The organism is Shewanella decolorationis, from assembly GCF_004354305.1.
GTDB lineage: Bacteria > Pseudomonadota > Gammaproteobacteria > Enterobacterales > Shewanellaceae > Shewanella > Shewanella decolorationis.
Window position 1 is genome coordinate 3,694,498 of sequence record NZ_CP037898.1, and the last position, 15,444, is coordinate 3,709,941.

Annotated in this window: 13 protein-coding genes; 11 read left to right on the plus strand and 2 right to left on the minus strand. The window is 49.3% G+C overall.

Features of this window, described 5'->3' with window-relative positions:
• Positions 1–595: 595 nt before the first annotated feature.
• Positions 596–1,501 (minus strand): helix-turn-helix transcriptional regulator, encoded by a 906-nt coding sequence (locus tag EYR25_RS16535; protein WP_011718636.1) that lies wholly within the window; start codon positions 1,499–1,501, stop codon positions 596–598.
• 56 nt (positions 1,502–1,557) lie between these two features.
• Positions 1,558–2,454, minus strand: coding sequence for a formate dehydrogenase accessory sulfurtransferase FdhD (locus tag EYR25_RS16540; RefSeq protein ID WP_023265406.1), 897 nt, complete (start codon positions 2,452–2,454; stop codon positions 1,558–1,560).
• Positions 2,455–2,749: 295 nt separating this feature from the next.
• Here EYR25_RS16540 and EYR25_RS16545 point away from each other — a divergent pair, with 295 nt between their 5' ends.
• The 11 genes from EYR25_RS16545 (at position 2,750) to fdh3B (EYR25_RS16595) (ending at position 15,394) form a co-directional block, all read left to right on the plus strand.
• The gene (locus EYR25_RS16545; RefSeq protein ID WP_039976978.1) at positions 2,750–3,214 is read left to right on the plus strand and encodes a DUF3305 domain-containing protein; all 465 of its coding nucleotides are present in this window, start codon (positions 2,750–2,752) and stop codon (positions 3,212–3,214) included.
• Entirely contained in the window at positions 3,214–3,885 is a 672-nt protein-coding gene (locus EYR25_RS16550) for a DUF3306 domain-containing protein (RefSeq protein ID WP_133181517.1), read from the plus strand. The genes EYR25_RS16545 and EYR25_RS16550 overlap by 1 nt, the downstream gene beginning before the upstream one ends.
• Before the next feature lie 186 nt (positions 3,886–4,071).
• Complete coding sequence (locus EYR25_RS16555; protein WP_023265403.1) at positions 4,072–5,733, plus strand: 4Fe-4S binding protein; 1,662 nt, start codon at positions 4,072–4,074, stop codon at positions 5,731–5,733.
• Positions 5,734–5,743: 10 nt separating this feature from the next.
• The gene (locus EYR25_RS16560) at positions 5,744–6,421 is read left to right on the plus strand and encodes a TorD/DmsD family molecular chaperone (RefSeq protein WP_133181519.1); all 678 of its coding nucleotides are present in this window, start codon (positions 5,744–5,746) and stop codon (positions 6,419–6,421) included.
• Between the two features lie 165 nt (positions 6,422–6,586).
• Entirely contained in the window at positions 6,587–6,784 is a 198-nt protein-coding gene (locus tag EYR25_RS16565) for a formate dehydrogenase (RefSeq protein ID WP_133181521.1), read from the plus strand.
• A gap of 17 nt (positions 6,785–6,801) precedes the next feature.
• The gene (locus tag EYR25_RS16570; protein WP_133182925.1) at positions 6,802–9,654 is read left to right on the plus strand and encodes a molybdopterin-dependent oxidoreductase; all 2,853 of its coding nucleotides are present in this window, start codon (positions 6,802–6,804) and stop codon (positions 9,652–9,654) included.
• A 26-nt stretch (positions 9,655–9,680) separates the two neighbouring features.
• Complete coding sequence (gene fdh3B / locus EYR25_RS16575) at positions 9,681–10,277, plus strand: formate dehydrogenase FDH3 subunit beta (protein ID WP_007651894.1); 597 nt, start codon at positions 9,681–9,683, stop codon at positions 10,275–10,277.
• Positions 10,278–10,326: 49 nt separating this feature from the next.
• Positions 10,327–11,355, plus strand: a complete 1,029-nt coding sequence (locus EYR25_RS16580) for a formate dehydrogenase subunit gamma (RefSeq protein WP_133181523.1) — start codon at positions 10,327–10,329, stop codon at positions 11,353–11,355.
• Positions 11,356–11,724: 369 nt separating this feature from the next.
• Positions 11,725–11,925 (plus strand): twin-arginine translocation signal domain-containing protein, encoded by a 201-nt coding sequence (locus EYR25_RS16585; protein WP_133181525.1) that lies wholly within the window; start codon positions 11,725–11,727, stop codon positions 11,923–11,925.
• A gap of 17 nt (positions 11,926–11,942) precedes the next feature.
• The gene (locus tag EYR25_RS16590; RefSeq protein WP_133181527.1) at positions 11,943–14,795 is read left to right on the plus strand and encodes a molybdopterin-dependent oxidoreductase; all 2,853 of its coding nucleotides are present in this window, start codon (positions 11,943–11,945) and stop codon (positions 14,793–14,795) included.
• 29 nt (positions 14,796–14,824) lie between these two features.
• Positions 14,825–15,394, plus strand: coding sequence for a formate dehydrogenase FDH3 subunit beta (fdh3B, locus tag EYR25_RS16595; RefSeq protein ID WP_011627524.1), 570 nt, complete (start codon positions 14,825–14,827; stop codon positions 15,392–15,394).
• Positions 15,395–15,444 lie beyond the last annotated feature (50 nt).

Genomic DNA, 15,444 nt, shown 5'->3' on the forward strand with positions numbered 1-15,444 from the left:
CCAAACGGCAGAGTAATTTCGATTAACTCAACACCTGTGAGTGTCCACACAGATTTCTTGTTTAGATTGTTAAAGAGCATTTGACCTCGGCTTTTGCGTTACCGCTCAGCGGGTCAGGGCTGCGTATTCTACGCATTTCCCGTGTCGCGTCAAGGCGTTTTTGCAAACTTATTGGCGCTTTTGAATCAAGTGCACATTTTGCATTCGATTCGTACTGTAACCGCATCCGCTTTCGCTGTCTGCCGTGTCAGTGGATGCGCATTATAGGCAGCAGAACTTTTTGTGCAAGGGCTTTTTTGAAGTTTTTTGCATTATTTTTCAAATGCCTTTTTACACCCAATCTAGGCACAAGCTGCCCACGAGTTATTCCCAGAGTTATCCACAATCGCGGTATTTTTCACCATCACATGCCATCAAAAATCCCCTAAGTGAAACGATTTATCACTCAATACAGATGCAAGTTGCAATATTAAAGAAGGAATAAAGATGAAATTCGGCAATGAGGATAGGAACGGTAAATAGCGGAAGTCGCGACCTTATACTTATATAGCTATATAAAAGTATAAGGTCGTGCAACGCGCGCTCACTTGTGGTGTTAATTAGCACTCCACAGTAACTGGCCGCAATCGGTAAGATCGTACCCACCTAATAACGAGGCCATTTGGCGCGTGTGTCCGCTACTTAACATAGTAAAGAGCTGTTGCAGTTGTCTACGGAAGTAAATGCTTTGCGGCATCACAAAGTCGAAGGACTCTTTGACGAGAGGAACGAAGCTTAAGCCGCTCTCTAGGGCAACGGATTGGCAACCGAAACCAATGTCGGCATCACCCCGTGCTATATATCCTGCGAGTTCACGCTCGCTATAGGCCGTTAGCACCACATTGAGTTGATCTAAACGTGCCCCTTGCTTTAATAGCCATTGTTCTAAATGTTGCTGGCTACCAGCACCACCTTGGCGGCTGACCCAACGCCAAGGCAAGGTGAGTACCTTATCCTCTTCTTGGCATCTGTGGTGCATATCGGTGCGCATGATCAAGCCTTGTTGGCGGGAATAGCCATGCACCATGATCCATTGTTGGTGGTTCTGATAACCTTTAAGTAAGGCTGGATGACGGATATTCCTATCCTCCATGCTGCCCCAGTGCAGAGTACAAACGTCGGCATAGCCCTTTGCTAATAGCTCTAACCCGAGACGCGAACCCGTTGCGCTGTAACTGATCAGTTCACGGCTCCCCACCTGTGCCATCAAGCGCGCCACTAACATAGAAAGCAGGGGATCATCGCTGCCAGTGATCAAGAGTCGGTCGGTCAACATGCCACTATGGCAGGAGTCCATCACCCAACGGTCTATTAGTACCTTAGGGAATAGCCATTTACCGGTGATTTTCGTTGCTGGCAGAATGCGGTCATTCGCCATGGCGTAGACTTTCTTTTCGTTCAGATCTAAATACTCAGCAACCTGCTTCGCGCTCATGTAAATCAATTCACTGGCGGATGTCATCTTATATCCTTGTCGTCCTATCTCTTCTAAATTCAACCGATACCATCATTAGCGGCTTATTTGCCTGCAGTGGTATTCGCATCAAATTCAATATTTTCACTACCGTGATAGATCAAAAAGTGGCGCCCTTTCGCCCGGGCAATAATGGTGATACCCAGCTGCTGCGCAAGCTCTAGCCCCATTTGCGTCACGCCACTTCGCGACAGCAGTACGGGGATCCCCATCTTGGCAACCTTGATCACCATCTCTGAGGTGAGTCGCCCCGTGGTGTAGAAAATCTTGTTATCGCCCCGATCCTGCGCTAGCCACATATCGCCCGCTAAGGTGTCCACGGCATTGTGGCGCCCTACATCTTCTACGAAAGCAAGAATTTGGTCGTTCTCGCAGACACCGCAGCCATGAACTGCGCCGGCATTCTTATAAGTGTCATTATATTCATTGATATTTTTAAGCAAACTGTAGAGCGTACTTTGCTTAAGGCTTGGTGTGGGCAGCTGGATATCATCTAAATCCTGCATAAAACTGCCATAAACTGTTCCTTGGCCACAGCCTGAAGTCACGGTTTTTTCCGATAGTTTTTGCTCGATATCGGCGGTTTGCTCGCGGGTTAACACGGCGGCGGAGTTCACATCCCAATCGACAATCACTGAATCCAACTGACTGACATCGGAAATAAAGCCTTGATTTTTAAGATAACCTAACGCGAGCGACTCGGGTTTAGCCCCCAAAGTCATCAAGGTCACAATTGGGCGCCAGTTTAGGTAAACCGTTAATGGTCGCTCACAGGCAACATGCTTATCGATCACTTCGCCCGATTCATCTACGGCCTTGACGGCAATCGTTAGCGGCACTTCAGCCTGAGTTTTCACGAAAGTGAAGGCTGGCTTCGCAGGCGTTGGATGGTCATTGTGCTGTGCTTGCTGAGCAATATTAGAACTATTATCAGAGATCATACTGTTACCGCTTTACATGTGATGGCATCAGCATAGCAATATTTATACCTAGGTATAAAACTCTCGGTGAAATGCGTGATATGCCGCAATTATGAATATTGCACTGGGTGTAAATGTCCCAGACAAAATGACCAAATAGACAAAATGTCCTAAATTTACCCCTATTTTGATGATCTACCTCAAACTAATTCCCCATCTTTAATGGCATTAATATTGCAGAGACCTTTTATCCTAATCAGTTGGGGAAATAGAACCACAAACGAGGTTCACCCCACTCAGTTGAAACGGAGAGACAATGCAACATACCACTAGTGTTTGGCCTATGTACGTTTCACTCAAAAAAGTAGAGAAACAAATGGGTCGTTGGACCTCGGTGCAATGGGAAATCGATCATCTACTGCCCGCCACCCACGAAGCGCCCGAAGGCGCTACCTTAGTCCTACTTGAACTACATAAAGATGAGCGCGCCAGTTATCGCATTAACCTCGATATGGACAATGCCATGCTGTACTTAGTGTGCGATGAAATGGCAGACGGCACTTGGGTGCCCGCATTACTCTCGGCAGATCAAAACGTTGCTGCGGGTTGCCTAGAGGGCAATACCCCCGTTATCAATATGCTGATGCCGGAGGCAATCGCCTGCTGGATTGAAGCCTTCATCACCCAATACGGTGAAGTAGAAATCGCGGCATATCGTCGCAAGCATGTCGATCACCGTAAAAATCAAGGCCCTAGCCACGACCCACTGCGGAGGGACTAATGGCTGACTCAACTCCAAAGTCTAACGGCTTTTTTAGCCGTTGGAGCCAACGCCGCGAGCAAGTAGCGGCTGAAGAAGCGGCACTGGCTAACCAAACAACGGCCGAAAAAATTGCTGAATCAACTCCAACTACCACAGTTGACACAGCAATAGTTGAGCCGGCGGCGATAACACCAAACGCCCAAGATGCACTCCCACGACCCGATGAGGATCCAAACCGCATCCTCACCGCAGAAGATTTACCGAACCCTGAAGAAATAGAGATTGGCGGAAGCTTTGCTAAGTTTATGGGGGCCAATGTTGACCCTGCGGCCAAAACGGCGGCGCTACGTGCATTATGGAAACAGCCACATTTCAATGAGATAGATGGTCTCTTGGAATATGCGCTCGACTACAGCAATCAGCCAAAGCTGACGCCTGAGGTGTCCGCCGAGTTGGCTCAAAAAGTATTCCGTTTTATCACCAAAGAGAATGAAGAGTCAGACGAAGATCTGGCCTCAATCCCCAGCGATGCGGTGATGAATACAGAAAATGCAATGGAATCAAAAAACAGTGATGTCAAAACCGAATTAGCAAACACTCAGATCACGGACAATTTGGATGGGGAGACTGATGACCTACCCCAAAATGCACCAGAGCCTGCCGCTCAGATGCAAAAGCCAGTTGTTTAATGTCAGTTTAGCTAATTCTTATGTCCATAACTTTGGTATGTGAATTGCTGTACTAAGAAATAAATACTTAGATAAAAGCAGAAAAGGCAATGACTTAGTCTCCAACCACAGCCTAAATCTGCCGAAAAACAGCTATTAAAGAGCAGCCAGAGTACTGTTCAGGAACGCAATGTGAGCACTCATTTGATGACCAATCAAACCCAGCTTGCGCTAAAACAAGCGCGGCAAAATGTGTTAGCCCAAACGCAAATTTTACAGAATCTGATCCCGCCAACAGTGAGCTATACCACTGAAGGTACAGTACTAATTATTGGCCCCGAAGATCTGGCACGCCTCGCGGCGGACAAATTGTCCACTATGGCGAGCCGTGTGATTTTGGCTAATGAAGCGATTACCAGCCAAGATGAAACTCACCTTGAGCGAGTCATGGCTGCGGCAACGAATGTCGAAAGCTACTACAACAAACTCATTGGCATTAAAGGATTTTTAGGTCAATTCCAGGTCAGCGTTGAGCACCAAGATGGCGCGGCTGAATTGAGTGTTGTTGCTATTCGCAAACCCCATTTCGATTTGATCCTCGATTTAAGCAGCACACCTTGCCTGAATTTAGAGATGCTGCCGCCGGGCTATTTCTATGTCGGTCAAGACGAAGCCAAACTGGCCGATGCGCTGGAGCAACTCCCTGAACTGGTGGGCCAGTTTGATAAACCCCGTTACGTTAAAATCAATGCCGACCTGTGCGCCCATGATCGTAATGGCATCAACGGCTGTAACCGTTGCCTCAACTTCTGCCCTGCGGATGCGATTAGCAGTGTCGCTAAGAAAATTGAGGTCGACCCTTACCTCTGCCACGGCGCTGGTAGCTGTGCGAGTGCCTGCCCGACGGGTGCGATTGGTTATGACTTACCGACGCCACAGGCACTGCATTCTTACCTGAATAAGATTATCAACCGTTACCGTGAGCAAGCCCAAACCGCCCCCGTGATCCTGTTCCACGACAACGCGGTTGGCGCCAGCTTGATAGGTGGCGACTTAGCCGGGGATGTATTACCCGTCGCCCTAGAAGAAATCACCGTTGCCAGCATTGACCATTGGTTAGCGGCTTTAGCTTGGGGCGCACGCCAAGTGTTAATCCTCAATACCGAGGCGACAGCTCCCACACTCACGCAAATGTTGAAAGGTGAACTCGCTTTAGCCAACAGCATGTTAGATGAAATCGGCCAACCGCAGCGCCTGAGCCTTATCGACCCAAGCATGCTGGCGAATTTGGAGCCGCTGCTCGATATCAGCCTCGATTGGCCGGTGATTGTTCCGGGCGCTTTTGCATCGACCACCAAACGTAACACCTTGTTTGACGCGATTGACCATCTGAACAGCCAGGCAGGTGAAATCAACAGTAGTTTAAGTATCAACAACGTTCCCTACGGCAAAGTCAGCGTCAATGTCGAGAAATGTACTCTGTGTATGTCCTGCGTGGCGATTTGCCCGACCATGGCATTGCAAGATGGTGGCGACAAACCTGCACTACACTTTATTGAGCAAAACTGTGTGCAATGTGGCTTATGTGAGGCGGCGTGCCCTGAGAAGGTCATCAGTCTGACGCCACAAATTAACTTTGATAAAGCTGCTCGTCAGCAATTACACACCCTGAAAGAAGAAGCCCCATTCGAATGTATTCGCTGTGGCTCTCCTTTTGCGACCCAATCTATGGTGCATCGGATGCTGGATATGGTCGGCGCGCACAGCGCATTCTCAGCCAATATTGAACGACTGAAAATGTGTGGCGATTGCCGGGTAAAAGACATGTTTGAAGACATTCTTCAAGATCCTGAAAAGCAACTGCGATAAGAGATCCGCTATGACCGAATCAGTAAGACAAGTATCAGAAAACGATCAGTTGAGAGCCGATATCTATCAACTGTTAGCCGCCCTGTTGCGTCGCCATCCAAGCCCTGAACTGCTGCAATTTTTGGCCAATCTTGAAATCGACGCCAATGAAGACAATGAGATGACCAAAGCTTGGTTATCCCTGCAATTGGCCGCCCAGCAGTTCAGCAGTGAACAATTAGAAGATGAGTATTTTGCCCTGTTCCTCGGTGTAGGTTGCGGCGAAATCCTGCCCTATGGCAGCTGGTTTATGACTGGCTCACTGATGGATAAGCCTTTAGCTCTGCTACGCCAAGACTTAATGCAACTCGGTTTTGAACGTGAAGAAAACGTGAAAGAGCCGGAAGATCATGTCGCGGCCCTCTGCGAAGTCATGGGTACGCTTATCCTCGAAGCCCCAGGCTACCGTCAATTGGCATTCTATCAACGCCACATCGGCAGTTGGATTCAGCGCTTCTGCGATGCCGTCAGCAAAGCCCCGAGCGCGGCGTTTTATGCCACGGTCGCCCATCTTGCGAAGGCATTTTTCGAGATGGAAGCCACCGAGTTTGAGCAACTCAGTTTAGACATTCCTGTGAATTGCCCTGGCAGTGGGGAGCTACAACCCGCTGCCAGCGATTTAGAAAAACAAGTGGAATTAATGAACTAAACTGAAAACGGTTGGCGATGCACATACCAGTGCCTATCGCATAAGCGTTTGATAGGCAAAGGTGGACTTAAGGTTCACCTTTGCCACAAAAAGGAGGCCTTGGCCTCCAAAATAACCGAGGTGGTTATGGTTTGTATCACCTCACCCGTAACACAAGGAGACACTATGAAGAAGCAAGCTTCCGACATGGGCCGTCGTCAATTGCTCAAAGCATTGGCACTCGGCAGTGCGGCTGGCGCGGTTGCGACTGTCAGTAGCCAAACTCTGGCTGCCACCCCAACAGTTGCCCCAAGCGAACCTAAGAGTGAAAACTATCGCGAAACCGACCATATCCGTAACTATTATGCGTCGTTGAACAACTAACCAGAGGAGTGTGTGTGATGCGATTAACCCGCAAAACAGACCAAGTCGTCGAGCCTAAAGTGCCCGCCCTCGGTCTTAATCGTCGCCAATTCTTAAAATCTGCAGGTCTTGCTACTGGTGGTATCGCCGCAGCCTCAATGCTAGGCACAGGTATGATGCGCAAAGCACAGGCGCAGGAACATATCCCCCATAATGCACCAACTGAAGTCAAACGTACCATTTGCTCTCACTGCGCTGTGGGTTGTGGTATCTATGCTGAAGTGCAAAACGGTGTGTGGACAGGTCAAGAACCCGCATTCGATCATCCATTTAACCAAGGCGGCCACTGTGCTAAAGGTGCAGCTCTGCGTGAGCACGGCCACGGTGAAAAACGCCTGAAATACCCAATGAAGTTAGAAGGTGGTAAGTGGAAGAAGATCTCTTGGGATCAAGCCATCAATGAAGTGGGCGATAAGATGATGGCGATTCGTCAAGAATCGGGTCCAGATTCTATCTACTTTATGGGTAGTGCAAAGTTTTCTAACGAACAGGCTTATTTATATCGCAAACTCGCGGCACTGTGGGGCACAAACAACGTCGACCACTCAGCCCGTATTTGTCACTCTACCACGGTAGCCGGTGTTGCTAACACCTGGGGCTACGGTGCGCAAACCAACTCAATTAACGATATCCGTAACGCTAAGAGCATCATGTTTGTGGGCTCAAACCCCAGTGAAGCACATCCTGTCGCCATGCAACACATTCTGGTGGCTAAAGAGCGCGGCGCTAAGATTATCGTTGTTGATCCACGTTTCACCCGTACTGCAGCTAAGTCTGACGAGTACGTGCATATCCGCCCAGGTACCGATATCCCCTTCATCTATGGTCTGTTATGGCACATTTTTGAAAACGGCTGGGAAGATAAAGAGTTTATCAAGCAACGCGTATACGGCATGGAACGTATCCGCGAGGAAGTGAAAAAATATACTCCTGAAGAAGTTGAACACGTTGCAGGCGTGCCTAAGGCACAAATGTACCGCGTTGCAAAAATGCTCGCCGAAACCAAACCAGGCACTATCGTATGGTGTATGGGCGGTACTCAGCACCACGTCGGTAATGCCAACACCCGCTCGTACTGTATTTTACAGTTAGCACTGGGCAATATGGGTGTATCTGGCGGCGGAACCAACATTTTCCGTGGTCACGATAACGTGCAAGGTGCAACCGACTTTGGTTTGTTATTCGATAACTTACCCGGCTACTACGGTTTAACCTCAGGCGCTTGGGCGCACTGGTCAAACGTATGGGACTTAGATCCGAAATGGGTTGCGAGTCGTTTCGACCAAGGCGAATACCTAGGTCAAACACCTCAAACCTCAACCGGTATCCCCTGCTCTCGCTGGCACGATGGTGTGCTGGAAGATAAAACCAAGATCGCGCAAAAAGACAATATCCGTCTAGCGTTCTTCTGGGGACAATCGGTCAACACCGAAACCCGTGGCCGCGAAGTGCGTGAAGCGCTGAACAAACTTGATACAGTGGTGGTCGTCGACCCAATCCCAACCATGGCTGGTGTGATGCACCAACGTAAAGACGGAGTGTATCTGCTACCCGCAGCCACGCAGTTTGAAACCTACGGTTCAGTGTCAGCCACTAACCGTTCAATTCAATGGCGCTCTAAAGTGATTGAGCCATTGTTTGAGTCGCTGCCTGACCACGTGATCATGTACAAACTGGCGAAAAAGCTGGGTATTGAAAAAGAATTCTGTAAGCACATCCAAGTAAATGGCGAAGAGCCATTAGTTGAAGATGTGACCCGCGAATTCAACAAAGGTATGTGGACCGTTGGTTACACAGGTCAAAGCCCTGAACGTTTGAAAATGCACCAAGAAAACTGGGGCACTTTCGATGTCAACACGCTAACAGCCCCCGGCGGCCCTGCCAAAGGTGAGGTTTACGGCTTACCTTGGCCATGCTGGGGTACACCAGAAATGAAACACCCTGGTACCCAAATCCTTTACGATCAATCCAAAGAAGTGAAAGACGGTGGCGGTAACTTCCGTGCCCGTTATGGTGTAGAACACAATGGCGTCAATATTCTCGCCGATGGTTCATTCTCTAAAGGCAGTGAAATTCAAGATGGTTATCCTGAGTTTACCGCCGACATGCTCAAGCAATTGGGTTGGTGGGATGATTTAACCGAAGAAGAGAAAAAATACGCCGAAGGCAAAAACTGGAAGACTGATATTTCTGGCGGCATTCAACGTGTTGCCATTAAACACGGCTGTATTCCTTTCGGTAACGCGAAGGCACGTTGTATCGTTTGGACCTTCCCAGACGATATCCCGCTGCACCGCGAGCCACTCTACACTCCTCGTCGTGACTTAGTCGCTAAGTACCCAACCTACGAAGACCGTATGGTTGCCCGTCTACCGACGCTGTATAAGTCCATTCAGGACAAAGACTTTACCCAAGGCTTCCCACTGACACTGACCTCAGGTCGTTTAGTGGAATACGAAGGTGGTGGTGAAGAATCTCGTTCTAACCCTTGGTTGGCCGAGCTACAACAAGAAATGTTTATCGAAATGAACCCGGCAGACGCGGCTGACCGCGGTATCCGTGACGGTGACAATGTCTTTGTTCATAGCCCTGAAGGCGCCAAGATCACAGTGAAGGCAATGGTGACACCACGGGTTGTTCCGGGTGAATGTTTTATGCCATACCACTTCGCCGGTATCTTCGAAGGTGAAAACCTCGCGAAGAATTACCCAGAAGGTACAGTACCTTATGTACAAGGTGAATCGGCAAACACCATTTTAACTTACGGCTATGACGTTGTGACTCAGATGCAAGAAACTAAGTCCAGCCTTTGCCAAGTTAGCAAAGCCTAACCTACTTGATGAGGAGATAAGCCATTATGGCAGTCATGAAATTTTTGTGTGACACCAAACGCTGCATCGAGTGTAACGGCTGCGTCACAGCATGTAAAAACGAAAACGACTCCGCGCTTGAGTGGGGTATTCAACGTCGCCGCGTGGTGACAATTAACGATGGTCAACCGGGTGAAGCATCGATTTCAGTCGCATGTATGCACTGTACCGACGCTCCTTGCATGGCCGTATGTCCGGCAGATTGTTTCTACCGTACCGACGATGGCATTGTGCTACACAACAAAGATACCTGTATCGGTTGTGGTTACTGCTTCTATGCCTGTCCATTCGGTGCACCACAATTTCCGAAGAAAACCGCATTCGGTAGCCGCGGTAAAATGGACAAGTGTACTTTCTGTGCCGGTGGCCCAGAAGAAACCTTCTCCGAAGCCGAGCACAAGAAATACGGTGCCAACCGTATTGCTGAAGGCAAGCTACCTATGTGTGCTGAGCTTTGTTCAACCAAAGCGCTGCTTGCAGGTGATGCGGAAGTGGTATCAAACATCTACCGTCAACGTATGGCCTCTCGAGGCAATCCTAACGTGATTTGGGGCTACAACCCAAAGACCGGTGAGATTAACTAAGCAGAGTGAAGGTTAGGGAGCCATCCCTAACCTCTGGCAAGGAGTGAAAATGTTAAACAAACAGTTAAACAAATCACTGCGCAGTCTGTTTGCTCTGATGGTACTCGTGATGGGATTGGGCCTAGGTTCAGTAATGAGCGCAGGCCCAGTACAGGCAAGTGATCAGCAATCGAGTCAACAACAGGCGAAAGCGCAAACCAGCGAAGCCGATCTGTGGCGTGCGGTAAAGTCGGGTGAAACTGGCTATACCACAGCCAAAGGGGTCGAAACTGGGGTGTTGATTAACGTTGCCGGCAACCAAGGTAAAGAACTGAGAAACCAATACATCACCCCGATTATGGCCTTGGCTGTAACGGGCGTATTTGGCGCTTTCTTACTGTTTTACCTGGTAAATGGTCCTTCAAGGCTCAGCCACGGCTTTTCGGGCAAGATGGTGGCTCGTTGGTCTAAGGCAGATCTGTGGATCCACTGGATCATGGCAATTAGCTGTCTCGCGCTTATGTTTACCGGCTTAACCATTATGCTCGGTAAGCATGTTGTGCAAGAGCTGCTAGGGCCAGATCTGTGGGCACCGCTGATCTACGGCAGTAAGACCGTGCACGACTGGGCAGGCCCCATCTTTATCGTGGCGTGGATTGTCTGCGTGGTGAAATGGATGCCGCTACAAACCTTTAAGATGTACGATCTTAAGTGGTTCTTAGTGGTCGGTGGCTATATCAACTTTGGCCCATTCAAAGGCAAACACCCTGACAGTGGTTTTGCTAACGCCGGTGAAAAAATGTGGTTCTGGACACTGACCCTATTCGGGCTGTTTATCAGTGTGTCTGGCATCATGTTGGTATTACCCGGCTTAGACCTGCCCCGTGAAGCCTCGATGGGCGCGCTGCTGATCCACTCGATCAGTGCCGTTATCCTGATTGCCTTTACCATAGTGCATATCTGGATGGCGACCGTACTCAGTGAAGGCGGTATGGAGTGTATGAAGTCAGGCTATTGTGATGAGAACTGGGCAATCCAGCACCACAATTTATGGTATGACGAAATCAAAGCCAACGGCAGTCTGCGTTATAAAGACTAACGAAAGCCTTAAGCTTTAACCCGGTAAAAACACCTCGCACTGCGGGGTGTTTTTTTACCTAGAATCAAAACAACAAACCATTAACAAGTGTTTCATTTTTATCCGATTCTTACGTACTCACACAAGTGCTGAAACCATGAGCGAGTTAACGCTTTTGCCTCAGCGCGCCTGCCTGTCCGGCTGCAAACTGTTCTAGATCAAGTCTTACTCAATCTTTTCCTACTATATTGCCCCCACGCGCGATGATTATCGGCAAACAAGATGATTTCATTATCTTTTCCACCTCTAATCTTCACTTTTTGATAACAAGTTATATCCCCTCGAAAAGCCGCGCGCCCAAGAACCATATCCACTCATTCAGGAGTCAGCATGAAGCAACAACCTAGCGATTTATCTCGCCGTTCTTTGCTTAAAGCGCTCACCGTTGGCAGTGTTGCCGGCGCCGCCATTGCCGCTACCGGCATCAGCGCAGCCCAAGCCAGCGAGAGCAGCAAGGTAACAACCCAAGAGCCTAAGGGTTACCACGAAACTGCGCACATTATCAGCTATTACGATAGCCTGCGTAGCTAATCTAGGAGAAGTCAGCGATGAAGTTAACTCGCAAGTCCGATGTCGCCCAAGTGGCCGACAAACCGACGTTAGGCATTAGCCGTCGTCAATTTATGAAGCAAGCAGGTATTACTACCGGTGGTATCGCAGCCGCTTCTCTGTTGGGTACAGGCATGATGCGCCGTGCAGAAGCCAAAGATGTGCCACACGATGCGCCAATCGAAGTTAAACGTACAATTTGTAGTGCCTGTGCTGTGGGTTGTGGTCTGTATGCCGAAGTGCAAAATGGCGTGTGGACAGGTCAAGAACCCGCATTCGATCACCCATTCAATGCCGGCGGTCACTGCGCGAAAGGCGCTGCACTGCGTGAGCATGGCCACGGTGAAAAACGCCTGAAATACCCAATGAAATTGGTTGATGGCAAGTGGAAAAAAATCTCTTGGGAAGATGCGATTAACGAAGTGGGCGACCAAATGCTCAACATTCGTAAAGAATCTGGCCCAGATTCTGTGTACTTTATGGGTAGCGCTAAGTTCTCTAACGAAGGCTGCTATATGTACCGCAAACTGGCGGCCATGTGGGGCACAAACAACGTCGACCACTCTGCTCGTATTTGTCACTCTACCACGGTAGCCGGTGTTGCTAACACTTGGGGTTACGGTGCGCAAACTAACTCTTTCAACGACATTCAGAATGCCAATGCTATCTTCCTGATCGGGGCAAACCCAGCGGAAGCGCATCCAGTATCGATGCAACACATTCTGATCGCCAAAGAGAAAAACAACGCGAAAATTATCGTTGTTGACCCACGTTTCTCTCGCACTGCAGCGCACTCAGATCTGCACTGCGCGATTCGTCCAGGTACCGACATTCCCTTTATCTACGGTATGTTATGGCACATTTTCGAAAACGGTTGGGAAGATAAAACCTTTATCCAACAACGTGTATTCGAGATGGAAACCATCCGCGAAGAAGTGAAAAAATTCCCACCTAAAGAAGTGGCGGATATCACTGGCGTAAGCGAAGAAGTGGTTTATCAAGCCGCAAAACTGATGGCAGAAAACCGTCCAGGTACAGTGATTTGGTGTATGGGTGGTACTCAGCACCACGTTGGTAACGCTAACACCCGTGCTTACTGTATTCTGCAACTAGCCTTAGGCAACATGGGCGTTTCTGGCGGCGGTACTAACATTTTCCGTGGCCACGACAACGTACAGGGCGCGACTGACTTAGGTCTGCTGTTCGACAACCTGCCAGGTTACTACGGTTTAACCTCAGCCGCTTGGACTCACTGGACCCATGTGTGGGATCTGGATATGGAGTGGGTGAAGAGCCGCTTCGATCAAAACGCCTATTTAGGCAAAGATCCAATGACCACCCCAGGTATTCCTTGTTCTCGCTGGCACGATGGCGTGTTAGAAGACAAGAGCAAGCTGGCACAGAAAGACAACATCCGTATGGCCTTCTTCTGGGGTCAATCGGTCAACACCGAAACCCGTCAACGTGAAGTGCGTGATGCCTTAGACAAGATGGACACAGTAGTAGTTGTCGATCCATTCCCAACCATGGCGGGTGTTATGCACCGTCGTAAGAATGGCGTGTATCTGTTACCTGCTGCGACTCAGTTTGAAACTCAAGGTTCAGTGTCTAACTCAGGCCGTTCTATCCAATGGCGTGAGCAGGTTATCCAACCTTTATTCGAGTCAAAAACCGACATCGAAATCATGTACCGTTTAGCGCAAAAACTCGGTATCGCCGAGCAATACACTAAACGCATCGCCAAAGAAAACGGCTTACCGGTTATCGAAGAGATCACCCGCGAAATCAACCGCGGCATGTGGACCATCGGTATGACAGGTCAAAGCCCTGAGCGTATCAAGCTGCACACCCAAAACTGGGGCACTTTCAGCAACAAGACGCTCGAAGCCGCCGGCGGCCCAGCTAAAGGCGAAACCTACGGTTTACCTTGGCCATGTTGGGGCACACCAGAAGCTAAACACCCTGGTACCCAAATTCTGTATAACCAATCCAAACACGTTAAAGACGGCGGTGGTAACTTCCGTGCTCGTTATGGCGTTGAATACAATGGTAAAAACCTGCTGGCTGAAGGCTCTTTCTCTAAAGGTGCCGAGATCCAAGACGGTTACCCAGAATTTACCGATAAGCTGCTAAAACAACTCGGTTGGTGGGATGACCTGACTGCGGAAGAAAAAGCCGAAGCCGAAGGCCGCAACTGGAAGACCGACTTATCAGGCGGTATCGTGCGCGTCGCTATCAAGCACGGTTGTATTCCATTTGGTAACGCTAAAGCCCGTTGTATTGTTTGGACTTTCCCAGACCAAGTGCCAGTTCACCGCGAGCCGTTATACACAGCACGCCGTGACTTAGTGGCTAAGTACCCAACCTACGACGATATGCAAGTTCATCGTCTGCCAACACTGTACAAGTCAATCCAAGAGAAAGACTTCAGTGGCAAGTACCCACTGGTACTGACCTCTGGTCGTTTAGTGGAATACGAAGGTGGTGGTGAAGAATCTCGTTCTAACCCATGGCTGGCTGAGCTTCAACAGGAAATGTTTGTTGAAATCAACCCAGGAGACGCAGCCGACCGCGGTATCCGCAACGGTGAGTTTGTGTGGTTAGAGGGCGCCGAAGGTGGCCGCATTAAAGTACAAGCCATGGTAACGCCACGCGTTAAACCAGGTGTGACCTTTATGCCATACCACTTTGCGGGTGTGATGCACGGTGAAAGCTTAGCGCCTAACTATCCTGAAGGCACTGTGCCTTACGTTATCGGTGAATCCGCTAACACGGCACTGACCTATGGTTATGATCCTGTGACTCAAATGCAGGAAACCAAAGCGTCGCTCTGTCAGATTGTTAAAGCGTAAGTGCAGCTTAAGCTAGGAGAATTGCCACTATGGCTACAATGAAATTTTTGTGTGATACCAAGCGCTGCATCGAATGTAACGGCTGTGTCACAGCATGTAAAAACGAAAACGATTCCGCTCTCGAGTGGGGTATCCAACGCCGCCGCGTGGTGACTATCAACGATGGTCAACCCGGTGAAGCTTCAATCTCTGTCGCCTGTATGCATTGCTCAGACGCGCCATGTATGGCGGTTTGCCCTGCAAACTGCTTCTACAGAACCGAAGACGGCATTGTGCTACACAACAAAGATGCCTGTATTGGTTGCGGTTACTGCCTGTACGCCTGTCCATTTGGCGCACCACAGTTCCCGAAAAAAGGTGCCTTTGGTAGCCGCGGTAAGATGGATAAATGTACCTTCTGTGCCGGCGGCCCAGAAGAAAACCACTCAGAGGCAGAGCGCCAGAAGTACGGCTCAAACCGTATTGCCGAGGGCAAACTGCCAATGTGCGCAGAACTATGTGCGACTAAGGCCCTGTTAGCGGGTGATGCAGAAGTGGTTTCTAGCATCTTCCGTGAGCGTGTGGCTTACCGTGGCGCTAAAAACGCGGCTTGGAATTAATTCAGGTCACAGGATCTGTCCACAGACTTAGCCTGGCGCCTGCTAGCAGG

Excerpts from the sequence above, each read along its gene's own strand:
- fdh3B (WP_007651894.1), top strand. The coding sequence starts at position 9,681 with ATGGCAGTCATGAAATTTTTGTGTGACACCAAACGCTGCATCGAGTGT.
- EYR25_RS16590 (WP_133181527.1), top strand. The coding sequence starts at position 11,943 with ATGAAGTTAACTCGCAAGTCCGATGTCGCCCAAGTGGCCGACAAACCG.
- EYR25_RS16545 (WP_039976978.1), top strand. The coding sequence starts at position 2,750 with ATGCAACATACCACTAGTGTTTGGCCTATGTACGTTTCACTCAAAAAA.
- EYR25_RS16565 (WP_133181521.1), top strand. The coding sequence starts at position 6,587 with ATGAAGAAGCAAGCTTCCGACATGGGCCGTCGTCAATTGCTCAAAGCA.
- EYR25_RS16580 (WP_133181523.1), top strand. The coding sequence starts at position 10,327 with ATGTTAAACAAACAGTTAAACAAATCACTGCGCAGTCTGTTTGCTCTG.
- EYR25_RS16585 (WP_133181525.1), top strand. The coding sequence starts at position 11,725 with ATGAAGCAACAACCTAGCGATTTATCTCGCCGTTCTTTGCTTAAAGCG.
- EYR25_RS16570 (WP_133182925.1), top strand. The coding sequence starts at position 6,802 with ATGCGATTAACCCGCAAAACAGACCAAGTCGTCGAGCCTAAAGTGCCC.
- EYR25_RS16550 (WP_133181517.1), top strand. The coding sequence starts at position 3,214 with ATGGCTGACTCAACTCCAAAGTCTAACGGCTTTTTTAGCCGTTGGAGC.
- fdh3B (WP_011627524.1), top strand. The coding sequence starts at position 14,825 with ATGGCTACAATGAAATTTTTGTGTGATACCAAGCGCTGCATCGAATGT.
- EYR25_RS16535 (WP_011718636.1), bottom strand. The coding sequence starts at position 1,501 with ATGACATCCGCCAGTGAATTGATTTACATGAGCGCGAAGCAGGTTGCT.
- EYR25_RS16555 (WP_023265403.1), top strand. The coding sequence starts at position 4,072 with ATGACCAATCAAACCCAGCTTGCGCTAAAACAAGCGCGGCAAAATGTG.
- EYR25_RS16560 (WP_133181519.1), top strand. The coding sequence starts at position 5,744 with ATGACCGAATCAGTAAGACAAGTATCAGAAAACGATCAGTTGAGAGCC.
- EYR25_RS16540 (WP_023265406.1), bottom strand. The coding sequence starts at position 2,454 with ATGATCTCTGATAATAGTTCTAATATTGCTCAGCAAGCACAGCACAAT.